Annotated in this window: 15 protein-coding genes and 1 pseudogene; 8 read left to right on the top strand and 8 right to left on the bottom strand. The window is 69.0% G+C overall.

The features are described from left to right. Positions 1 to 69: 69 nt before the first annotated feature. Together U9R90_RS22715 and U9R90_RS22710 are read right to left on the bottom strand one after the other, a co-directional pair. A complete protein-coding gene (locus U9R90_RS22715; protein WP_411058500.1) occupies positions 70 to 651 on the bottom strand; it encodes a hypothetical protein in 582 nt (193 codons plus the stop codon). Between the two features lie 37 nt (positions 652 to 688). Next, the gene (locus U9R90_RS22710) at positions 689 to 2,434 is read right to left on the bottom strand and encodes a S8 family peptidase (protein WP_411058499.1); all 1,746 of its coding nucleotides are present in this window, start codon (positions 2,432 to 2,434) and stop codon (positions 689 to 691) included. 270 nt (positions 2,435 to 2,704) lie between these two features. Here U9R90_RS22710 and U9R90_RS22705 point away from each other — a divergent pair, with 270 nt between their 5' ends. Next, positions 2,705 to 2,833, top strand: coding sequence for a hypothetical protein (locus tag U9R90_RS22705; RefSeq protein ID WP_411058498.1), 129 nt, complete (start codon positions 2,705 to 2,707; stop codon positions 2,831 to 2,833). A gap of 653 nt (positions 2,834 to 3,486) precedes the next feature. On the opposite strand, the gene U9R90_RS22700 is transcribed toward U9R90_RS22705, so the two are convergent. From U9R90_RS22700 to U9R90_RS22680, 5 genes are all read right to left on the bottom strand, one after another. Then, positions 3,487 to 4,569, bottom strand: a complete 1,083-nt coding sequence (locus U9R90_RS22700) for a PAC2 family protein (RefSeq protein ID WP_411058497.1) — start codon at positions 4,567 to 4,569, stop codon at positions 3,487 to 3,489. Positions 4,570 to 4,781: 212 nt separating this feature from the next. After that, positions 4,782 to 6,404, bottom strand: a complete 1,623-nt coding sequence (locus U9R90_RS22695) for an FAD-dependent oxidoreductase (protein WP_411058496.1) — start codon at positions 6,402 to 6,404, stop codon at positions 4,782 to 4,784. Positions 6,405 to 6,410: 6 nt separating this feature from the next. Continuing rightward, positions 6,411 to 7,937, bottom strand: coding sequence for a glycerol kinase GlpK (gene glpK / locus U9R90_RS22690; protein WP_411058495.1), 1,527 nt, complete (start codon positions 7,935 to 7,937; stop codon positions 6,411 to 6,413). A 33-nt stretch (positions 7,938 to 7,970) separates the two neighbouring features. Continuing rightward, complete coding sequence (locus U9R90_RS22685) at positions 7,971 to 8,756, bottom strand: MIP/aquaporin family protein (RefSeq protein WP_411058494.1); 786 nt, start codon at positions 8,754 to 8,756, stop codon at positions 7,971 to 7,973. Between the two features lie 427 nt (positions 8,757 to 9,183). Continuing rightward, positions 9,184 to 9,948, bottom strand: a complete 765-nt coding sequence (locus U9R90_RS22680; RefSeq protein WP_411058493.1) for an IclR family transcriptional regulator — start codon at positions 9,946 to 9,948, stop codon at positions 9,184 to 9,186. Between the two features lie 324 nt (positions 9,949 to 10,272). Here U9R90_RS22680 and metH point away from each other — a divergent pair, with 324 nt between their 5' ends. The 5 genes and pseudogenes from metH to U9R90_RS22655 form a co-directional block, all read left to right on the top strand. After that, positions 10,273 to 13,782: a methionine synthase gene (gene metH / locus U9R90_RS22675; RefSeq protein ID WP_411058492.1), complete on the top strand. Its 3,510-nt coding sequence runs from the start codon at positions 10,273 to 10,275 to the stop codon at positions 13,780 to 13,782. Between the two features lie 207 nt (positions 13,783 to 13,989). After that, entirely contained in the window at positions 13,990 to 14,691 is a 702-nt protein-coding gene (locus tag U9R90_RS22670) for an HAD family hydrolase (protein ID WP_411058491.1), read from the top strand. Between the two features lie 422 nt (positions 14,692 to 15,113). Then, positions 15,114 to 16,718 carry an ABC transporter substrate-binding protein gene (locus tag U9R90_RS22665; RefSeq protein ID WP_411058490.1) on the top strand — a complete coding sequence of 535 codons (1,605 nt, stop codon included), beginning with the start codon at positions 15,114 to 15,116 and terminating at the stop codon, positions 16,716 to 16,718. A 68-nt stretch (positions 16,719 to 16,786) separates the two neighbouring features. Continuing rightward, entirely contained in the window at positions 16,787 to 18,367 is a 1,581-nt protein-coding gene (locus tag U9R90_RS22660; protein ID WP_411058489.1) for an ABC transporter substrate-binding protein, read from the top strand. Positions 18,368 to 18,499: 132 nt separating this feature from the next. Continuing rightward, positions 18,500 to 18,910: pseudogene (locus U9R90_RS22655) on the top strand (hypothetical protein); the annotation flags it as partial. A 31-nt stretch (positions 18,911 to 18,941) separates the two neighbouring features. Here U9R90_RS22655 and U9R90_RS22650 read toward each other — a convergent pair. Next, complete coding sequence (locus U9R90_RS22650; protein ID WP_411058488.1) at positions 18,942 to 19,253, bottom strand: ferredoxin; 312 nt, start codon at positions 19,251 to 19,253, stop codon at positions 18,942 to 18,944. 255 nt (positions 19,254 to 19,508) lie between these two features. On the opposite strand from U9R90_RS22650, the gene arc reads away from it, so the two are divergent. Together arc and dop are read left to right on the top strand one after the other, a co-directional pair. Then, positions 19,509 to 21,275 carry a proteasome ATPase gene (gene arc / locus U9R90_RS22645; protein ID WP_411058487.1) on the top strand — a complete coding sequence of 589 codons (1,767 nt, stop codon included), beginning with the start codon at positions 19,509 to 19,511 and terminating at the stop codon, positions 21,273 to 21,275. Between the two features lie 233 nt (positions 21,276 to 21,508). Then, positions 21,509 to 23,020 carry a depupylase/deamidase Dop gene (gene dop, locus U9R90_RS22640; protein ID WP_411058486.1) on the top strand — a complete coding sequence of 504 codons (1,512 nt, stop codon included), beginning with the start codon at positions 21,509 to 21,511 and terminating at the stop codon, positions 23,018 to 23,020. Positions 23,021 to 23,149 lie beyond the last annotated feature (129 nt).

Below are 23,149 nucleotides of genomic sequence, written 5' to 3'. Positions count from 1 at the left end.
GCCGGACGAGCTGGGCTCGTCCGGCGCCTCTGTCGTGCCAGGGGTCCGTGTGGGACCTACGGTGTGGACCTACTTGTTGACCACGATCGCCTGGATGGTGCCCGGGCTCCCGCTGTCGAAGAAGCCGATCACCTGGTGCCCGAAGGCGAAGGCACGCTGGACCGCGTCATGCACGATCTGGCTCGGGTTGTTCAGCCGACGCCAGACGTTGTTGACGAGCAGGAACAGGGTCACGGGCTGTCCGGGCAGCGGGTCGACGACGTCCCAGTACCGGGTGGCGATACCGCTCTGGATCGCCTCGGCGCCGACCTGGCCGCCCATCTGCTGGAGCAGCTGCTGGTAGGGCGGCTGCTGGCCGAGCTGCTGGAGCTGCTGCTCAAGTAGACCCGGTATCTGCTGTTGCCCGTACTGGGGCTGGCCCTGCTGCTGGCCGTACTGCTGGGGCATCTGCTGGCCGAACTGCGGCATCTGCTGTTGCCCGTACTGCGGCTGGCCCTGCTGCTGGCCGAACTGCTGCGGCTGCGGCGGGGCGGTGCTCGGGCCCTGCTCCTGCCCGTACTGCTGGCCTTGCTGCTGGCCTTGTTGCGGGATTCCGTACTGCTGGCCTTGCTGCTGGGGCATCTGCTGACTCATCTGCGGGGTGGTGCTCATGCGGGTGCCACCTTCCCTCACTGCTTGTTGTCGGATATCAGCCGGTGACGACCAGGCCAACGACCTCGTCGTCCGAGAACCAGACACGTACGTCGGGCCGTCCCCCCGCGAAGGCGGAGTGCACCGCCTGGCGGACTTCGGGGGACGGGTCGCTCAGATCCCGCCAGGCACCGGCCACGAACAGCCGGAGCCGCGGCGGAAGTTCACGGGGATAGGGGACCAACTCGTCCCAGAAGCGCTCGGCCTGGCCCGAGCCGATGGCCGAGGGAATGAGACGGGTCAGTGCGGCCTTGATGCCGGGACGCCTGCCGATCCGCTGCGACGCGGGCCGGCCCGGTCCGTCCTGCTGCGCGGCGCCGGTGGACCGCAGCACCTCGCGGGCGCGCTCCGGCGTCATGGGCGCGGCGCCGCTGGCCTTCAGCATGCCCTGGAGCGAGGCCAGCGCGCCGACCACCACCGGGGACGCCGACGACGTACCGGAGAAGGTGTCCGTGTACCAGGCGATCTCCTCGGCGCCGCTCTGCAGATCGCCGGGGCGGTCCCAGTAGCCGCCGGTCGTGGTGACCTCCCGGCCCCAGCCCTGGGCGTCCACGCGGGCGCCGTAGTTGGAGAACGCGAGCCGGGAGCGGTCCGGGCCGTGGTCCCGGCCGTGGGTGCCCGGCGGCGGCGCGCCCGCGCCGACCAGGATCGCGCCGGACGGCTGGTGGGACGCGTTGAACGGGTTGCGCCAGCTCGCCGGGAACTCGTCCGGCCTGCGCTCGTACACCGCATCGTCCAGGGAGTCGGCGCCGTTGCCCGCCGCCTCGACGACCAGGACGCCCCTGGCCGTGGCGTACCGGATCGCCGCGTAGTCGTCGGGCCACCACTCCAGCGGAATGTAGCCCTGCTGGTCGTCGCGCTCCTGGAAGTCGAACCGCGGTCCGGGGCGGTGCAGTTCGACCAGCACGATGTCACCGGGCGTGAGGCGCTCCGCCGCGGCGTGGATCGCCGCCGCCGAGCCGATGCCGACGAAGGAGGCGGCCGCGGTCACGGCCTCCGGCACGATACCGGTGATCCCGCGGTCGTCCCGGTCGCCGCCGAGTACGCCGAGCACCGCGGTGCCGTGGTTGCGCCAGGCCACGTCCCGCAGCGGGGTGCCCACGACGACGCCGGCGAGCTTGGCCGAAAGGTCCTCGTGCCCGAGCTGCCAGGCGCCCTCGACGTCGATCACGGTCACGCCCTCGCCGCTGCCGCCGGGCCGCTGCCAGGCCCAGTGGGCGTCCACGCCTTCCGGCGCGGGGCGCAGATAGCCCTGGCGGCCGGTGAAGTCAGGGGTGCGGGCCGCCCCTTCCTTCTGTCGCTGCGAGTCGTCGGCGCTGTGCCCCTCCGGGCTGAACCCGGCCGGAACGGCGGCCGGCTTCACGTACGCCGTCTCGATCCCCGGCAGCGCGGCGATCCGGGACCGCAGCTCCTGTGCGCGCTCCTCGCCGCCGCGCACCCGGTAGAAGAGCGCCAGGTCCGGTGCCGGCTCCTGCGCTCCCGGGGGCAGCGCGGTCGACTCCAGCCGCTCCTCGCTGCCGAACAGCGGTTCGAGCGCGAGGTGTTCGTCGCTCAGGAACATATTGAGGGAGCTCACGTCCGCCCCGGCGGCCGAGCGTACGGCCTGGGCCTCGGCGCGCAGTCGGGCCTCGGGCCGGGCGACGACGATCAGCTCCCGCTCGGCTCCTCGGTAGGTGAAGCCGACTCCGTCAGGTCCAGGTCCCTCGGACCCCGGACCCTGTGCCGGCTGTGCCTGCTCGGTCATCGCTCAGCGCTCCCCTCAGACGTCTCCGGATTGCTCTGCTGGCTCCTGGGTGGTCCGTGCTCCGCGCCTTCGGAGCACACCTTGCTACCGCTGGCGGCTCCCGTCCAGATGCCTACGGCCAACTACGTTTGAAATCAAGCTGACTTGGGAAGCCCGTGCAATCCGTCCGGAAACCGATGTCACGGGGTATTCCCGCCAAAGACTGCGGTGGCGCACGTCTTGTGATGAGGTGACAGCGTCTCCTGACCCTTTCTGTCGAAAGGATGAGCAATGGTGTTCAAGGAACGTCCCCTGACGCGCCGGGGCTTGCTGGGGGCCGGCGCCGCCCTCGGTGGCGCCGCCCTGCTGGGCCCGCTCGGCGCCACCGCACAGGCGGCCGCAGGTCCCGGCAGACGCTGACCCACCGGCTTTCCGCTGCCGAACGGCTTCCGGCCGGAGGGCATCACGATCGGCTCCGCCCCATTCGCGTACTTCGGATCGATCGCCGACGGGTCCGTCTACCGGGTGAGCCTGCGGAGCGGTGAAGGCTGTGCCGTCGTCGACGGGCAGGGGCCCGCGCACCCCGTGATCGGGCTGCAGACCGACCGGCGCGGCCGGTTGTTTCTGTGCGGCGGCCCCAGCAGAGAACTCCGTTTGGCCGATCCGCGCACCGGCGCATTGCGCACACTTGCCACGGTCGGTACGGAGGGCCCCTTCGTCAACGACGTGATCCTCACGCCGGGCACCGCCTGGTTCACCGACTCCTTCAAGCCCCAGCTCTACGGGCTCGCGCTGGACTTCGACGGTCGGCGGCATCGAGCGGGCCCCCGACGGCTCCGCCCTGCTCGTGGTCAACGCCTTCGCGGACGGCGGCACCCTGATGCGGGTCGACCCGCGCAGCGGAGTGGCGGCCGCGGTCGACCTGGGCGCGGCGAAGATCCTCAACGGCGACGGCTGCTGCCCAACGCCCGCTCGATGTGGAACCCACACCGGACACGGAGTACGACATGGTGGCGGTCGACCAGGTCTGACATGCCGTGGGGCGGTGCCGTATCGGCACCGCCCCACTGGCGTCAGCTCTCCGCGTCGGAGGGACCGTCGTCCCCCTCGGGATCCGTCGCATCCGGCAACGGCGGTTCCGGCAACGGCGGTTCCGGCGACGGTTCAGCGGACGACGGTTCCGCAGGCGACTGTTCCGCAGCCGGTGGCTCCGGCAGTGGCGGCTTCGGCGGGCGGGTGCGGCCACTCGGGTTCTCCCGCAGATAGGAGCTCCCCTCGCCGCCGTCCGTCGCATGCCCGGGACCCTGCGCGGGCCCGCCGTCCCGGCGGCGCAGATACCGCTCGAACTCCAGGGCGATCGCCTCGCCGGACGCCTCGGGCAACTCCGCGGTGTCCCGCGCCTCCTCCAGCGTCTGCACGTACTCCGCGACCTCGCTGTCCTCGGCGGCCAGTTGGTCCACACCGATCTGCCAGGCCCGCGCGTCCTCGGCCAACTCGCCGAGCGGGATGCGCAGATCGAGCAGATCCTCAAGACGGTTCAGCAGCGCGAGAGTCGCCTTCGGGTTCGGCGGCTGCGACACGTAGTGCGGCACCGCCGCCCAGAGCGACACCGCCGGTACGCCGGCGTGCGTACAGGCCTCCTGCAGCACACCGACGATGCCCGTCGGACCCTCGTACCGGGTCTCCTCCAGGTTCATCGTGCGGGCCAGGTCCGCGTCCGAGGTGACTCCGCTGACCGGCACCGGGCGGGTGTGCGGCGTGTCGCCGAGCAGCGCGCCGAGCACCACCACCAGCTCCACGCCCAGCTCATGGGCGAAGCCGAGCAGCTCGTTGCAGAACGAGCGCCAGCGCATCGACGGCTCGATCCCGCGCACCAGCACCAGGTCACGCGGCTTGTCCCCGCCGATACGGACCACCGAGAGCCGGGTAGTCGGCCAGGTGAGCCGGCGCACCCCGCCGTCCAGCCAGACCGTGGGGCGGTTGACCTGGAAGTCGTAGTAGTCCTCGGCGTCGAGCGCCGCGAACACCTCGCCCTTCCACTCCCGGTCCAGATGCGCGACCGCGGTGGAGGCGGCATCACCGGCGTCGTTCCAGCCCTCGAACGCGGCCACCATGACCGGGTCGATCAGCTCGGGAACCCCCTCGAGCTCGATCACCCAGTGCCTCCTTCCGACGAGCCCTTGCGTACGTGCCAACCTTACGGCGTCGGCAGGGGACCTCCGCAGCCCCGTGCACAGGCGAGTGAATTTGCACGGTCGCCCGCGTAGCCGCCGCGTGCCTATGGGTGAGGGGCGGGGCGGCCGTACCCACCCGGCCGCCCCGGCGGGGCGGCCGTACCCACCCGGCCGCCCCGCCCCTCACCCCACGCTCACTCCTTGCCGTCGAGCATCCCCTGCACCCTGGCGCGTACGTCCTCGGTGTCCAGACCGCGGATCGTCAGCGTCGTACGGCGGCGCAGTACGTCGTCCGGCGTCTCGGCCCACTCGTGGTCCCGGGCGTAGGCGACCTGCGCCCAGATCTCCGGGGCGTCCGGGTGGATGCGCTCGGCGAGCGCCGCGTCCTCGTTGGCCAGGCGCGCGATGTCGAAGGACAGCGAGCCGTAGTGCGTGGCGAGGTGGCGCGCGGTGTCCGCGGCCATCCGCGGCCCGGGGGCCGGACCGTCCACCAGGAGCCGGTGCGCGACCGCGCGCGGGTTGGCGATGCCCGGCAGCGGGAGCTTCTTCGGCAGGTGCGCGATCGGCTCCATGTCCTCGCCCAGCGGGTGCCCCGGCAGCTCGGCGAGCTTGGTCATGACCGTACGGCCGATGTGCCGGAACGTCGTCCACTTGCCGCCCGCGACCGACAGCATCCCGCCACGGCCCTCGGTGACGACCGTCTCGCGCTTGGCCTTCGAGGTGTCGCCCGGACCGCCGGGCAGCACCCGAAGACCCGCGAACGAGTAGGTGATCAGGTCGCGCGACAGCTGCTGGTCGCGGATCGAGAAGGCCGCCTCGTCCAGGATCTGCGCGGTGTCCTTCTCGGTGACCCTGACATCGGCCGGGTCGCCCTCGAACTCCTCGTCGGTCGTACCGAGCAGCAGCATGTCCTCCCAGGGGAGGGCGAAGGTGATGCGGTACTTGTCGATCGGCGTCGCCAGCGCGGCCTTCCACGGCGAGGTGCGCTTGAGCACCAGGTGCGCACCCTTGGAGAGGCGGATGGACGGAGCCGAGTTCGGGTCCTCCATCTTGCGCAGGTGGTCCACCCACGGGCCGGTGGCGTTGAGCACCAGGCGGGCGGTGACGCCGAACTCGGTGCCGTCGGTGCGGTCCTTGAGGTCGGCGCCGGTGACCCGGCCCTGGGTGAAGCGCAGGCCGGTGACCTCGGCGTGGTTGAGCACCGTCGCGCCCGACTCGACGGCCGCGCGGACCGTCATCAGGGCCATCCGGGAGTCGTTCATCTGGTCGTCGCCGTACACGGCCACGGCCTTCAGTCCGTCCGTACGCAGCTCCGGCACGTCCTGCGCGGCCTTGGAGGGGCTGAGCAGGTGGCCGACGCCGTCACCGAACGCGCCGAGCGCGGAGTAGGCGAAGACGCCCGCGCCGAGCTTGGCCGCGCCGTGCGGGCCGCCCTTGTAGACCGGCAGGTAGAAGGTGAGCGGGTTGGCGAGGTGCGGTGCCACCTGGCGGGACACCGCCCGCCGCTCGAAGTGGTTCTCCGCGACCAGCTTCACCGCGCCGGTCTGCAGGTAGCGCAGACCGCCGTGGAGCAGCTTGGAGGAGGCGGAGGAGGTGGCGCCGGCGAAGTCGCCGGCGTCCACCAGGGCCACCCGCAGACCGGACTGTGCGGCATGCCAGGCAGTGGAGATGCCCAGGATTCCGCCACCGATCACCAGGAGGTCGTACGTAGCCTTGTTCAGCTGCTCCCGGGTTTCGGCGCGGCTCGGGTTGGAGCCGCCGGCCGGATGCAGCCCGAGAGGCGGGAGGGCCGAGCCGCTCTGCAGGGTGGTGGTCATGAGTTCTTACTCCTCGTCCTCGATCCAGCCCATGGTCCGCTCGACGGCCTTGAGCCAGCTCTTGTACTCGCGGTCCCGCTGGTCCGCTTCCATGTGGGGGGTCCACTCGGCGGCCCGGCGCCAGTTGGCGCGCAGGGCGTCGGTGTCCGGCCAGAAGCCGACGGCGAGACCGGCGGCGTAGGCGGCGCCGAGGCAGGTCGTCTCGGCGACCATCGGGCGCACCACCGGCGCGTCCGTGAAGTCCGAGATGGTCTGCATCAGCAGGTTGTTGGAGGTCATACCGCCGTCGACCTTGAGGGCCGTGAGCTCGACACCGGAGTCCTTGGTCATGGCGTCGGTGATCTCACGGGTCTGCCAGGCGGTGGCCTCGAGAACGGCGCGCGCGATGTGCGCCTTGGTGACGTACCGGGTGAGACCGGCGATCACACCGCGGGCGTCGGAGCGCCAGTACGGGGCGAACAGGCCGGAGAAGGCCGGTACGAAGTACGCGCCGCCGTTGTCCTCGACCGTGGAGGCGAGCGTCTCGATCTCGGCGGCGGAGTTGATCAGGCCCATCTGGTCGCGCATCCACTGCACCAGGGAGCCGGTGACGGCGATCGAGCCCTCAAGGGCGTAGACCGGCTTCTGGTCGCCGATCTGGTAGCCGACGGTGGTCAGCAGGCCGTTGTAGGAGTTGACGGGCGTGTGACCGGTGTTCATCAGCATGAAGGTGCCGGTGCCGTACGTCGACTTGGCCTCGCCCTGGGCGAAGCAGGTCTGGCCGAACAGGGCCGCCTGCTGGTCACCGAGCGCGGAGGCGACCGGGATGCCGTCGAGGATGCCGCCCTTGGCGTGGCCGTACACCTCGGCGGAGGACTTGATCTCCGGGAGGACCGCGGCCGGGATGTCGATGGAGGCGAGGATGCGCTCGTCCCACTCCATCTCGTTGAGGTTCATCAGCAGGGTGCGCGAGGCGTTGGTGACGTCCGTGACGTGCACACCGCCGTCCACGCCACCGGTGAGGTTCCAGATGACCCAGGAGTCCATCGTGCCGAAGAGGATGTCGCCACGCTCGGCGCGCGCCCGCAGCCCCTCGACGTTGTCGAGCAGCCAGCGGACCTTCGGGCCCGAGAAGTACGAGGCGAGCGGGAGGCCCGTCTCGCGGCGGAAGCGGTCCTGACCGACGTTGCGGCCGAGCTCCTTGCACAGCGCGTCGGTGCGGGTGTCCTGCCAGACGATGGCGTTGTAGACGGGCTCGCCGGTGTTCTTGTCCCACATCAGCGTGGTCTCACGCTGGTTGGTGATACCGATCGCCTTGACGTCGGCGGAGGTGATGCCGGCCTTGGAGATAGCTCCGGCGACCACGCTCTGGACGTTGGTCCAGATCTCGGTGGCGTCGTGCTCGACCCAGCCGGGCTTGGGGAAGATCTGCTCGTGCTCGCGCTGGTCGACGGAGACGATCCGGCCGTCACGGTCGAAGACGATGCAGCGGCTGGAGGTGGTGCCCTGGTCGATCGCGGCGATGAAGGGGCCAGCGGTGTGTGCGTCGGTCACGTTCTTGCTCCTGGTGGTCTGTGTGCGGGGGGCTTACGCGAAGGCGATGCTGTAGATACCGGCAGCGACAGCGCCACCGATCAGAGGGCCGACGACCGGTACCCAGGAGTAGGACCAGTCGGAGCCGCCCTTGTTCGGCAGCGGCAGCAGGCTGTGCACGATGCGCGGACCGAGGTCACGGGCAGGGTTGATCGCGTACCCGGTCGGGCCACCGAGCGACAGACCGATGCTGACGACGACGAAGGCCGTGATCAGCGCACCGATCGGGCCGAGGCCGTTACCGTCATCGTTGAGGCCCTGGGTCAGGATCGCCAGGACCAACACCACGGTGCCGATGATTTCCGTGGCCAGGTTGTAGACCGGGTTACGGACCTCGGGGCCGGTGGAGAAGACCCCGAGCACCGGGCCGGGCTCCGTGGTGGACCGGGCCACCGCGGTGTCCTGGGCGCCGGGGCCGCCCACGACCTCCTTGTCGGTCAGGTGCGCGAGGAACTGCCCGTAGTAGGCGATCCACACGAGCACCGCGCCGATCATGGCGCCGAGCAGCTGGCCGACCATGTAGACCGGAACGTCGTCCCAGCCGCCGTTCTCGATGGCCAGGGCCAGCGTGACCGCGGGGTTGAGGTGGGCGCCGGAGAGACTCGCCGATATGTATACGGCGGTCATGACCGCGAAGCCCCACCCGAAGGTGATGGCGACCCAGCCGGCGTTCTGCGCCTTCGAGCGCTTGAGGGTTACGGCGGCACAGACACCGCCGCCGAGGAGGATGAGCACGGCGGTACCGATGGTCTCGCCAATGAAGATGTCGGAGCTGGACACCGGCGACTCCTTTGTCCTTCGTCCAGATGGAACACCGAGTAGGTCGTACCCCGGGTCCTTCCGGTGGTCCGAGCCCTCGGTGAGGGCGGAATGCTCGATCCACGTCTGCCATACCCTACCCCGTATTGCCGGTAGGTGTTCGACAATGTCGACCGATGAACGGCAGTTTTGCGCCACGGTTAACGTGACGTCAAGGCTTCGGTGGGACTTCTGTGGCGAGGAACCCCGATCGTTACCGGGCGCTCTGGTCGGCGGGGCCCGGAAAGGCGCGGGGATGCCGCTCAGAGGTAGCGCGCAGCCTTGAGGGGTACTGCTCGGGCGCCGGGCAGGGGCGGCCCTGAGAGGTGCTGCTCGGGGCGCCGGGCAGGGGCGGCCCTGGGGGGTACTGCTCGGGGCGCCGGACAGCGGCGGCCCTCAGAGCTCCCGCTCAGAAACGGCCCGCGCCCAGATCCCGCGAGACGGAGCGGGCGCAGTCGCGCACCGCGGCCACCAGCTCCGACCGCAGCTCCCCGGCCGCACAGACCCGCTCCACGGCCCCGGTGATGCCGACCGCGCCGACGGGCATCCGCCGTCGGTCGTGGATGGGCGCCGCGACCGAGGCGACGCCGTCCCAGGTCTCCTCGACGTCCGCGGCCCAGCCGCGGGCGCGGGTCAGGTCGAGGACCTCCTCGAACGAGCTCAGGTCGCTGACGGTGCGCGGCGTGAAGTCCCGGCGCTCGACCTCCACGACCTCGCTGTGCGCCACCGGGTCGTACGCCGAGAGCACCTTGCCCAGCGCCGTGGAGTGCAGCGGCTGCATCGCCCCGACCTCCAGCACCTGGCGGCTGTCGTCGGGCCTGAAGACGTGGTGCACGATCAGCACACCCGACTGGTGCAGCACCCCGAGGTAGACGCTCTCCCCGCTGGAGCGTGCCAGGTCGTCCGTCCAGACCAGCGCGCGGGCGCGCAGCTCGTGCACATCCAGGTAGCTGTTTCCGAGCCGCAGCAGCTCGGCCCCCAGCTGGTAGCGCCCGGACGCGGCGTCCTGCTCGACGAAGCCCTCGTGCTGGAGGGTGCGCAGAATCCCATGCGCCGTACCCTTGGCAAGGTCAAGCGATGAGGCGATGTCGGAGAGGCCCAGGCGCCGCTCGCCGCCGGCGAGTAGCCGCAGGATGGCCGCCGCCCGTTCGAGCGACTGGATGTTCTTCGCCATCGGGTCGGCGCCCCCTCTACCTTGTGCTTCTGCCGTCTCACATCGTCGTTCGACAATGCTGAACACTATCGGCCCATGCCGACCTTGTCCTAATGGTGGGTACACATCGCGCGGATCCGTCTCGTAGCGACATCTCGCAGAGACATCTCTACGGCATGGGCGCGCCGCGGCCCCACCCGCTCCCCGTCAGGTCACGGGCGGCACGTCGTCCCGCCCGGTGGACACCCTTCCCATCGAGACCAGGGTCATGGATACCCTGGCCGCGTGCGCTCGTCTGCCGGCGGGTGCAAAGCCGACAGCCGTCGCATCCCAGGGAGTACATCCATGGCCACGCTGCCGACCCCCGCAACCCCGAGCCAGACCCGCGCCGACGCCCTACGCGAGGCGCTCGCCTCGCGGGTGGTGGTGGCGGATGGCGCGATGGGCACCATGCTCCAGGCGCAGGACCCCACCCTCGACGACTTCCAGCAGCTCGAGGGCTGCAACGAGATCCTGAACGTCACCCGCCCCGACATCGTCCGCTCGGTCCACCAGGAGTACTTCGCCGTCGGTGTCGACTGTGTCGAGACGAACACCTTCGGGGCGAACTTCGCGGCCCTGAGCGAGTACGACATCACGGAGCGCAACTTCGAGCTCTCCGAGGCGGGGGCACGGATCGCGCGGGAGGTCGCGGACGAGTTCACCGCGTCGAGCGGCCAGCAGCGCTGGGTGCTCGGCTCGATGGGCCCCGGCACCAAGCTGCCGACCCTGGGGCACGCCCCCTACCAGGCACTGCGGGACGCCTACCAGATCAACGCCGAGGGCATGATCGCCGGTGGTGCGGACGCCCTCCTGGTCGAGACCACCCAGGACCTGCTGCAGACCAAGGCCGCGATCCTGGGCGCCCGCCGTGCCCTGGACGCGACCGGTGTGAACCTGCCGGTGATCTGTTCGGTGACGGTGGAGACGACCGGGACGATGCTGCTCGGCTCCGAGATCGGCGCGGCACTGACCGCGCTGGAGCCGCTGGGTATCGACATGATCGGGCTGAACTGCGCGACCGGCCCGGCCGAGATGAGCGAGCACCTGCGCTACCTGGCCCGCCACTCCCGTGTTCCGATCTCCTGCATGCCCAACGCCGGACTCCCGGTCCTGGGCAAGGACGGCGCCCACTACCCCCTGTCGGCCGAGGAGCTGGCCGACGCCCAGGAGACCTTCGTCGGCGAGTACGGGCTGTCCCTGGTCGGCGGCTGCTGCGGCACCACGCCGGAGCACCTGCGGCAGGTCGTGGAGCGGGTACGGGGCCTGAGCCCGACCGCGCGCGAGCCGCGTCCGGAGCCGGGCGCCGCCTCCCTCTACCAGACGGTGCCGTTCCGCCAGGACACCTCCTACATGGCGATCGGGGAGCGCACCAACGCCAACGGGTCCAAGAAGTTCCGCGAGGCCATGTTGGAGGCCCGCTGGGACGACTGTGTGGAGATGGCCCGCGACCAGATCCGCGAAGGCGCCCACATGCTCGACCTCTGTGTCGACTACGTCGGCCGGGACGGCGTCGCGGACATGGCCGAGCTGGCCGGACGCTTCGCCACCGCCTCCACCCTGCCCATCGTCCTGGACTCCACCGAGGTCGACGTCATCCAGGCCGGGCTGGAGAAGCTCGGCGGCCGCGCCGTCATCAACTCCGTCAACTACGAGGACGGTGACGGCCCGGAGTCCCGGTTCGCGAAGGTCACCGCGCTGGCACGGGAGCACGGCGCGGCGCTGATCGCGCTGACCATCGACGAGGAGGGCCAGGCCCGCACGGTCGAGACCAAGGTCGCCATCGCCGAGCGGCTCATCGACGACCTGACCGGGAACTGGGGCATCCATGAGGCGGACATCCTCATCGACTGCCTGACCTTCACCATCTGCACCGGCCAGGAAGAGTCCCGCAAGGACGGCATCGCCACCATCGAGGCGATCCGCGAGCTCAAGCGCCGCCACCCCGATGTGCAGACCACGCTCGGCCTGTCCAACATCTCCTTCGGCCTGAACCCGGCCGCCCGCGTGCTGCTGAACTCCGTCTTCCTGGACGAGTGCGCGAAGGCCGGTCTGGACTCGGCGATCGTGCACGCCAGCAAGATCCTGCCGATCGCCCGGTTCGACGACGAGCAGGTCACGACCGCCCTGGACCTGATCTACGACCGGCGCAGCGAGGGCTATGACCCGCTGCAGAAGCTGATGGCGCTGTTCGAGGGCGTCAACATGAAGTCGATGAAGGCGGGCAAGGCCGAGGAACTCCTCGCCCTGCCGCTGGACGAGCGCCTTCAGCGGCGCATCATCGACGGCGAGAAGAACGGTCTGGAGGCCGACCTCGACGAGGCGTTGACCGCGCGTCCCGCGTTGGACATCGTCAACGGCACCCTGCTGGAGGGCATGAAGGTCGTCGGCGAGCTGTTCGGCTCCGGGCAGATGCAGCTGCCGTTCGTGCTGCAGTCCGCCGAGGTGATGAAGACCGCGGTCGCCCACCTGGAACCGCACATGGAGAAGAGCGACGCCGAGGGCAAGGGCACCATCGTGCTGGCCACGGTCCGCGGCGATGTGCACGACATCGGCAAGAACCTCGTCGACATCATCCTGTCCAACAACGGCTACAACGTGGTCAACCTGGGCATCAAGCAGCCGGTCGCGGCGATCCTGGACGCCGCCGAGGAACACAAGGCCGACGTGATCGGCATGTCCGGCCTCCTGGTCAAGTCCACCGTGATCATGAAGGAGAACCTCCAGGAGCTCAACCAGCGCCAGATGGCCGCCGACTACCCGGTCATCCTCGGTGGCGCCGCCCTCACCCGCGCCTACGTCGAGCAGGACCTGCACGAGATCTACGAGGGCGAAGTCCGCTACGCCCGGGACGCGTTCGAGGGGCTGCGCCTGATGGACGCCCTGATCGCGGTCAAGCGCGGCGTCCCCGGTGCCACCCTGCCCGAGCTCAAGCAGCGCCGCGTCAAGGCCACCGCCACGGTGACCGAGGAGCGCCCCGAACAAGGCCCGGCCCGCTCCGATGTGGCCGTCGACAACCCGGTCCCCACGCCCCCCTTCTGGGGCACCCGCGTCGTCAAGGGCATCCAGCTCAAGGAGTACGCGTCCTGGCTGGACGAGGGCGCCCTGTTCAAGGGCCAGTGGGGCCTGAAGCAGGCCCGTACCGGCGACGGCCCGACGTACGAGGAGCTCGTCGAGACCGAGGGGCGCCCGCGGCTGCGCGGCTGGCTGGACAAGCTGCACACCGAGAACATGCTGGAAGCCGCCGTGGTGCACGGCTACTTCCCGTGCGTGTCCAAGGGCGACGACCTGATCCTGCTGGATGAGAAGGGCGGCGAGCGGACCCGCTTCACCTTCCCGCGCCAGCGCCGCGGCCGCCGCCTGTGCCTGGCGGACTTCTTCCGCCCGGAAGAGTCCGGCGAGAGGGACGTGGTCGGCCTCCAGGTCGTCACCGTCGGCTCGAAGATCGGCGAAGCCACCGCCGAGCTCTTCGAGGCCAACGCCTACCGCGACTACCTCGAACTGCACGGCCTGTCCGTCCAGTTGGCCGAGGCCCTGGCCGAGTACTGGCACGCCCGCGTCCGCGGCGAACTCGGCTTCGCGGGCGAGGACCCGGCCGAGATGGAGGACATGTTCGCGCTGCGCTACCGCGGCGCACGCTTCTCCCTCGGCTACGGCGCCTGCCCGGACCTGGAGGACCGCGCGAAGATCGCCGAACTCCTTGAGCCCGAGCGGATCGGCGTCCAGCTGTCCGAGGAGTTCCAGCTCCACCCCGAGCAGTCCACCGACGCCATCGTCATCCACCACCCTGAGGCCAAGTACTTCAACGCCCGCTGAGGGCCGAAGACGGGCTCTGAGGGCCGGAAGGCAGACTCTGAGAGTCGAAGGCAGGCGCTGAGGCCGAAGGCGGGCCTCGGTCGCCAGGCGCGATCACGCGACGAGTCGTACACTGGTCGGTCCAGTGCAGGCCGGTCGCCTTTCCTCCGGGAACCTCCCGTCAGGAAAGGTGGCCGGCCTTCTCGTCCCTCATGGAGGTGTACGCGGATGACGAGTACGGTCCCCGCAGCCGGTACCCGAACGGCCGAAGGCTCCGCCCTGCAGGCCGTGCTGCTCGACATGGACGGCACCCTGGTGGACACCGAGGGCTTCTGGTGGGACGCCGAGGTCGCGGCCTTCGCCCAGCTGGGCCACACCCTCGACGAATCCTGGCGGCATGTCGTCGTCGGCGGTCCGATGACCCGCAGCGCGGGCTTCCTGATCGAGGCCACCGGAGCCGACATCACCCTCGCCGAACTGACGGTGCTCCTCAACGACACCTTCGAGGAGCGCATCGGCTGCTCCCTGCCGCTGATGCCCGGTGCGTCGCGGCTGCTCGCCCAGCTGGTGGCCCACGACGTACCGGCCGCCCTGGTCTCCGCCTCCCACCGCCGCATTATTGACCGCGTGTTGGACTCGCTCGGCCGACAGCACTTCGCCCTGACCGTAGCGGGCGACGAAGTGGCGCGTACGAAGCCCCACCCCGAGCCGTATCTGCTCGCGGCCGAAGGCCTCGGCGCCCAGCCGGGCCGGTGCGCCGTCGTCGAGGACACCGCGACCGGCGTCGCCGCCGCCGAGGCCGCCGGCTGCCGGGTGGTGGCGGTGCCGTCGGTCGCGCCCATCCCGCCGGCCGCGGGCCGTACGGTCGTCGACTCGCTGGAGGAAGTGGACCTTCCCTTTCTGCGGAACCTGATGACAGGAATGCACTGATCCGCATACCGAGCGTGTTCCGCCGAATGCCCGGTAAACGCAGCGCGTTGGCCCGTGCATTTTCCGTGACCTCGTCGGGTGGCTGAATTCAGGTGTTCGGTAGCCCAGTTGAATGCGTGACGTTTCTCACGCAACCGGCCGTCGACACGCCCTCGTCCATGTGCAGAGACCGCCCGATATGCGTGACCTGGGGGGCCCTTGTGTCCCGATTGGTAGTCAGGTGCACGAAACCTTCCGCTGTCCGGATATCGGTGTGTCGTCCCTTGGTGCCGCTGCGTGATTACCTCTCAACTTCAGGGCGCTCCAACTGCCCTGACACCGCGCACTAATCTCGTGGTCGAGAACATCGACGTAACTCCCGTGTCCGGCAACGCCACCCCAGTCGCCGAGATCACCGGGTCTACCGCTGGAGAACTTCGAGAATGAACCGAAGGACATGGGCGCTGCCGGCCGTCATCGGCCTGCTGGCCCCGGTGCTCGCCGCCTGCGGCGGATCGGGCGGCGGTGACGCGGGCGACGGAGCGATCGTCGTCGGCACCACCGACGTGTTCTCCGCCTCGAAGCAGGCCCCCGCCCCCTTCGACCCGGCCTTCGCCTACGACGCGGGCGCCTGGAACGTCCTGCGGCAGACCCTCCAGACCCTGATGCACCTGCCGCGCGGCGGCGGTGAGCCGGAGCCCGAGGCGGCCGAGCGGTGCGGATTCACCGACACCAACAGCGAGCGCTACGAGTGCATGCTGCGCGACGGGCTGAAGTTCTCCGACGGCAGTGACGTCAGCGCCGAGGACGTGAAGTACTCCATCGACCGGGTACGGGCCATCAAGGACGAGAGCGGCCCGCTCAACCTGCTGGCCGGCATCGACACCATCGAGGTCCAGGGCGACCGCAAGGTGATCTTCCACCTCGAGGAGCCGGACGCCACCTTCCCGCACAAACTGGCCACTCCGGCCGCGGGCATCGTCAACCCCAAGGCCTACGAGGCGAAGAAGCTCCGTGCGGGCTTCGCCGTCGACGGCTCAGGACCGTACTCCCTCAAGGCCGAGGTCAAGGGCGACGAGCTGGTCAAGGCCGTCTTCACCAAGAACCCCCACTACAAGGGGGCTCTGAAGCCGAAGAGCGACAAGATCGAGCTGCGCTCCTTCGCCGACACCGACGCCATGGGCCAGGCGCTCAAGGACGGCGGCATCCACATGATGACCCGCACCATGGCGCCGAAGCAGATCGAGCAGCTGTCCAAGGAGTCCGGCGGCGACATCGACCTCGTCGAGATGGCCGGCCTCGAGATCCGCTACCTCGCCTTCGACACCACCGATCCCGCCGTGCGCGACAAGGCCGTACGACAGGCGATGGCCCAGGTCGTCGACCGAGAGGCACTCATCGCCAAGGCCTACGGCAGCACCGCGGAGCCGCTCTACTCGCTCGTCCCCACCACGGTCGTCGGGCACACCAACTCGTTCCTCAACAAGTACGGCAAGCCCAGCGACGCCGCCGCCCGCGCCATCCTCGACAAGGCCGGCGTCCACCTCCCGGCCAAGGTGACCCTGCACTACACGACCGACCACTACGGCCCGGGCACCAAGGTCGAGTTCGAGGAGCTGCGGGGGCAGCTGAACGACAGCGGCCTGTTCGACGTCACCATCAAGGGCACCGACTGGGACACCTACCGCCCGGCCCAACTGGAAGGCGAGTACCCGGTCTTCGGCATGGGCTGGTTCCCCGACTTCCCCGACGCCGACAGCTTCATCGCGCCGTTCCTGGACGAGGGCAACTTCCTCAACTCGCCCTACGTGAACAGCGCGATCCGCAAGCAGCACATCCCCCAGTCGCGCCGCGAGGCGGACCGGCTCACCGCGGCCGACAGCATCGAGAAGATCCAGGACATCGTGGCCAGGGACGTTCCGGTGCTGCCGCTGTGGCAGGGCAAGCAGTACATCGCCGCCCGGGACGGCATCACGGGCGTGGAGTGGGCCCTCAACTCCTCCTCCAACCTCCAGCTGTGGGAACTCGGCCGCGGCGTGAGTAAGTGACCCAGCCTTTCTCGTCCTCTCGTCCAACCAGAACGCGTCCAACCAGAACGCAAGGAACAAGGAACATCGTGAAGAAGCACATCCAGTGGCCGGCCTCACTCCTCGCAACGGGGCTCGCCGCCGGACTGCTCACCGGCTGCGGCAGTGAGCAGGGCGATTCCGCGGGCTCAGGCGACGCCGTGGTCGTCGGTATGTCCGACGACGTGCAGTCCGTCGACCCGGCCGCGGGCTACGACCCAGGCTCGTGGCTGCTGTTCAACAACGTCTTCCAGTCGTTGCTGAGCTTCCCCAAGGGCGGCACCGAACCCGAGCCCGAGGCAGCCAAGCAGTGCGGTTTCAAGGACGCCGAGACCAAGGTCTTCGAGTGCACCCTGCGTGACGGGCTGAAGTTCAGCAACGGCAACGCCCTCACCTCGAAGGACGTCAAGTACTCCTTCGACCGCACCCGGAACATCAGCGACGACGACGGCCCGGCCGTCATGCTCACCTCGATCGACCGCATCGAGACGCCCGACGCCAAGACCGTCGTCTTCAAGCTGAAGGTGCCCGACGCCACCTTCCCCAGCAAGATCGCCTCCGGTGCGGGCTCGATCGTGGACCACCGCTCCTACGACTTCGACAAGCTGCGCACCGACGGCAAGGCCGTCGGCTCCGGACCGTACACGCTGGACTCCTTCGGCAAGAAGGAAGCGGTCTTCAAGGTCAACGGCGAGTACCAGGGCACCGCCGAGGCCAAGAACTCCGGTGTGACCCTGAAGTTCTACGACGACGACCAGCAGCGGCTGAAGAAGGCCCTGCTGGACGGCGATGTGCATGTCGCCTACCGCGGACTCGCCGCCGAGGACATCGCGGAGATCGAGCAGGGCACCGGCGACACGGCGAACATCGACATCGTCGAGGGATCCAGCGCCGAGGTCCAGCACCTGGTCTTCAACATGAAGGACCCGGTCGCCGGCAAGCTCGGCGTCCGCAAGGCCATCGCCTACCTCATCGACCGCGAGGCCCTCCTCAAGGAGGTCTACCGCGGCACGGCGGCACCGCTGTACTCGATCGTCCCGGCCGGTATCACGGGCCACACCACCTCCTTCTTCGACACCTACGGCGGGAGCCCCCAGCGGGACAAGGCCGCCGAGGCGCTCAGCGCCGAGGGCATCCACGGGAAGGTGAAGCTCACCCTCTACGCGACGCCGACCCGGTACGGACCTGCCGTGCAGCAGTTCAAGACGATCGCCGGGCAGCTCAACAAGAGCGGCCTGTTCGACGCCGACGTCAAGTCCGTGCCGCTCGACTCGTACAACAAGGCCATAGAGGAAGGGAAGTACGGCGTCTATGTGAAGGGCTGGATTCCGGACTACCCGGACCCGGACAACTTCACCCAGCCGTTCTTCGGTGACGACAACGTCCTGGTGAACAACTACACCAACAAGTCGATCACCGACCGCATCATCCCCGGCACCGCCGCCCTCACCGAGCGCTCCGCCACCGAGGAGCAGTACGGCGAGCTGCAGGACCTGGTGGCCAAGGAACTGCCCATCGTCCCGATCTGGCAGGGCAAGCAGTACGCGGCCGTCGGTGAGAACGTCACCGGAGTCGAGTGGTGCCTCGACGCCTCCACGGTCTTCCGCTTCTGGGAGATCGCCAAGCACTGATCCACACAGCACGACGAGAGCGGGGCGCCCCCCGGAGGGGCGGCCCGCTCTCGTTCGTACCGCGGAAACCTCGCCGAGCCGCTTCCCCGGCAGTAAGCGGACCCGGCAGCCACCGGGNGCCCCCCGCCCGCCGCGGCCGCCAGCGCCCCCGACCCGGCCGCCATCGACTACCCCATGGACTGCGGCGCCACCGAACCCGAGGTCCAGCAGGAAGCCGCGGCCGACCTCGACGGCGACGGCCGCCCCGAAACCGTCGCCGTGGTCCGCTGCGCCGCCGGCTCCGGCACCCCGCCCAGCGGCATCTACGTCATCACCGAGCCCCAGACCGGCGCCCCCCGCGTCGTCGCCACCCTCGTCGACCCCGCGGACCGGCTCAGCGTCAGCGACTTCGCCGTACGCGACGCCACCATCACCGCGACCCTGCTCGGCTACTCCTCGCCCGACGTGCCCCGCTGCTGCCCGGATGAGCAGCAGAAAGCCAAGTGGCAGTGGAAAGAGGGGGCGTTCGTTCGCTCACAGCAGGCATCCGCACACAGCGTGTGACACCCCGCGCGGGACGCGGGGCGCCACACCGCTACGCGGCGTCAGGCCCGTACACCTCGACCTGGTCCGCGACCCGGCGCACATGAATACAGTCGCCCGGGCACTCCTTCGCCGAGTCCGCGACATCCCTGAGCAGCGGCAGCGGAACGCGCGTTGTGGCCCCCACCGCCTGCAGCAGCTCGTCATCGGCACTCTTGACATAGGCCAGGCCGTCGATGTCGAGCTCGAAGACCTCTGGCGCGTACTGCGCACAGATGCCGTCGCCGGTACAGAGGTCCTGGTCGATCCAGACCTCCAGTGCCTCGCCGTCGTCGACGGTGGGCGCCTCGTGCTGCACGGTCATCTCTCCTGCCGTTTCCTGCGTCGGACAGCCCGCCCACAGTGCAAGTCGGGCCAGCCCTGACGGGTGTTGAACGTTTCGACGATACAACCGCTCGCTTTCCGATGTTGTTCGGTGGGTATTCACCTGGCGTGAGGGAGTACGCAAGGGTGAAGATCGGACACACCCCGACCGTCTTTGTCGATCTAGGGGTTTCAATCCGTACCTGCCCAGGTAGGGTCAGGAAGCGTCCAGCTCCCCTTGGAGGAGGTGAGGACCGTGGCAGCCCACGACGACGACATGAACCGCGGCATCCGCCCGGGTCGAGGGTCCGATGACCCTGCCGGTCAGATTGCCTATCTCGAGCAGGAGATCGCCGTCCTGCGACGCAAGCTCGCCGACTCTCCGCGCCATACGAGGATTCTCGAAGAGCGCATCGTCGAGCTGCAGACCAACCTGGCCGGTGTGTCCGCGCAGAACGAACGACTCGCGAACACACTCCGTGAGGCCCGAGACCAGATCGTGGCCCTCAAGGAAGAAGTCGACCGACTGGCCCAGCCGCCCGCAGGCTTCGGCGTCTTCCTCCAGGCCAACGAGGACGGCACCTGCGACATCTTCACCGGAGGCCGCAAACTCCGCGTGAACGTCAGCCCCAGCGTCGAACTCGAAGAGCTCCGGCGCGGCCAGGAAGTCATGCTCAACGAAGCGCTCAACGTGGTCGAGGCCATGGAGTTCGAGAGCGCCGGAGACATCGTCACCCTCAAGGAGATCCTCGAGGACGGCGAACGCGCCCTGGTCGTCGGACACACCGACGAAGAACGAGTCGTACGACTCGCCGAGCCCCTGCTGGACGTCACCATCCGGGCCGGCGACGCCCTACTGCTCGAACCCCGTTCCGGATACGTCTACGAAGTCATCCCCAAGAGCGAGGTCGAAGAGCTCGTCCTCGAAGAGGTCCCCGACATCTCGTACGAGAAGATCGGCGGCCTCGGCGGCCAGATCGAAATGATCCGGGACGCCGTCGAGCTCCCCTACCTCTACCCCGACCTCTTCAAGGAGCACGAGCTCAGGCCCCCCAAGGGCGTGCTGCTCTACGGGCCTCCCGGCTGCGGCAAGACGCTCATCGCCAAAGCCGTCGCCAACTCCCTTGCCAAGAAGGTCGCCGAAGTCACCGGACAGCCCGCGGGGAAGAGCTACTTCCTCAACATCAAGGGCCCCGAACTCCTCAACAAGTACGTCGGCGAGACCGAGCGGCACATCCGCCTCGTCTTCCAGCGTGCCCGCGAGAAGGCCAGCGAGGGCACCCCCGTCATCGTCTTCTTCGACGAGATGGAGTCCCTCTTCCGCACCCGCGGCAGCGGCGTCAGCTCGGACGTGGAGAACACCATCGTCCCGCAGCTCCTCGCCGAGATCGACGGAGTGGAAGGCCTGGAGAACGTCATCGTCATCGGCGCCTCCAACCGCGAGGACATGATCGACCCGGCCATCCTGCGGCCCGGACGACTCGACGTGAAGATCAAGATCGAGCGCCCCGACGCCGAAGCGGCCAAGGACATCTTCAGCAAGTACCTCAAGTCCACCCTCCCCCTGCACGGCGACGACCTGACCGAGCACAGCGGCGACCGCGGCGCCACCGCGACCGCCATGATCCAGTCCGTCGTCGAGCACATGTACGCCGAATCCGAGGAGAACCGCTTCCTCGAGGTCACCTACGCCAACGGCGACAAGGAAGTCCTCTACTTCAAGGACTTCAACTCCGGCGCCATGATCGAGAACATCGTCGGACGCGCCAAAAAGATGGCCATCAAGGCCTTCCTCGAACACAACCAAAAGGGCCTCCGCGTCGCGCACCTCCTCCAGGCGTGCGTCGACGAGTTCAAGGAGAACGAGGACCTGCCCAACACCACCAACCCCGACGACTGGGCCCGCATCTCCGGCAAGAAGGGCGAGCGGATCGTGTACATCCGCACCCTCGTCACCGGAAAGCAGGGCGCGGACACCGGACGCTCCATCGACACCGTGGCCAACACAGGCCAGTACCTGTAAAAGCCAGGGCGGCTGCGGGTGCCCCACTCGGGTACCCGCAGCCGACTGCATTCCAGGCCAAAACGCGCACGACCAATGACTGAATCGATCTCCCCACCAGCGCAAAGGCGCTCTAGGCTCTTCGGTACCGCCGAGTCGCGCAGTGCGGGGACGGGCACCGCACACGCACCGGAGAACCAGCGGTACTTGAGCGCCGCACCCGAAGGGGAGCGCCGCCGGGCAAGGAGGGCCGCATGACCGTACGGCGAGTAATGGGCATCGAGACGGAGTACGGCATCTCCGTCCCCGGCCACCCGAACGCCAATGCCATGCTCACCTCATCCCAGATCGTCAACGCCTACGCGGCGGCGATGCACCGGGCGCGCCGGGCCCGCTGGGACTTCGAGGAAGAGAACCCGCTGCGAGACGCCCGAGGCTTCGACCTCGCACGCGAGGCCGCCGACGCCAGCCAGCTCACCGACGAGGACATCGGCCTCGCCAACGTCATCCTCACCAACGGCGCACGCCTCTACGTCGACCACGCACACCCCGAGTACAGCGCCCCCGAGGTCACCAACCCCCGCGACGCCGTCCTGTGGGACAAGGCCGGCGAACGCATCATGGCCGAAGCCGCCGAGCGCGCGGCCCAGCTCCCCGGCGCCCAGCCCATCCACCTCTACAAGAACAACACCGACAACAAGGGCGCCTCCTACGGCACCCACGAGAACTACCTGATGAAGCGGGAGACCCCCTTCTCGGACATCGTCCGCCACCTCACCCCGTTCTTCGTCTCCCGCCAGGTCATCACGGGCGCCGGACGGGTCGGAATCGGCCAGGACGGCCACGAACACGGCTTCCAGCTCAGCCAGCGCGCCGACTACTTCGAGGTCGAGGTCGGCCTGGAAACCACCCTCAAGCGCCCCATCATCAACACCCGCGACGAGCCCCACGCCGACGCCGAGAAATACCGCCGCCTGCACGTCATCATCGGCGACGCCAACCTCTCCGAGATCTCCACCTACCTGAAGCTCGGCACCACCGCCCTCGTCCTCTCCATGATCGAGGACGGCTTCATCAACGTGGACCTCGCCGTCGACCAGCCCGTCCGCACCCTCCACCACGTCTCCCACGACCCCTCGCTCCAGCACCTGATCACGCTGCGCAGCGGCCGGACACTCACCGCGGTACAACTGCAGATGGAGTACTTCGAGCTCGCCCGCAAATACGTCGAAGAGCGCTTCGGCTCCGACGCCGACGAGCAGACCAAGGACGTCCTGATCCGCTGGGAAGACGTCCTGGGCCGCCTGGAGACCGACCCCATGAGCCTGTCCGGCGAACTCGACTGGGTCGCCAAGCGCGAGCTCATGGAGGGCTACCGGCGCCGGGACAGCCTCGACTGGGACGCCGCCAGGCTGCACCTCGTCGACCTCCAGTACGCCGACGTACGCCCCGACAAGGGCCTCTACAACCGTCTGGTGGCCCGCGGCAAGATGAAGCGCCTCCTGGACGAACCAGGCGTCGAACGGGCCGAGACCAAGCCCCCAGAGGACACCCGCGCCTACTTCCGCGGCCGCTGCCTGGAGCAGTACGCGGACGACGTCGCCGCGGCCTCCTGGGACTCGGTCATCTTCGACCTCCCCGGCCGCGACTCCCTGCAGCGCGTGCCAACCCTGGAACCACTACGCGGAACGCGTAACCACGTAAAAGAGCTGCTGGACCGCTGTCGCACGGCAGAAGACCTGGTCCGCGTGCTCTCCGGAGGCTAAAGCGGCCCCGGGCGGGAATCATCGAGGTGGTCCCCGCACGTTGTAGTAAGCAAGTGCGGGGCCGATGTCGGACCGGGCTTGTAGGGTCTGATCTTGACCGATGCAATCGAGTCGTACTTACCGGAGCGG

The organism is Streptomyces sp. E11-3, from assembly GCF_046540415.1.
GTDB lineage: Bacteria > Actinomycetota > Actinomycetes > Streptomycetales > Streptomycetaceae > Streptomyces.
Note: the sequence above shows the minus strand (reverse complement) of the source record. Positions and strands in the feature narration are given on the sequence as shown.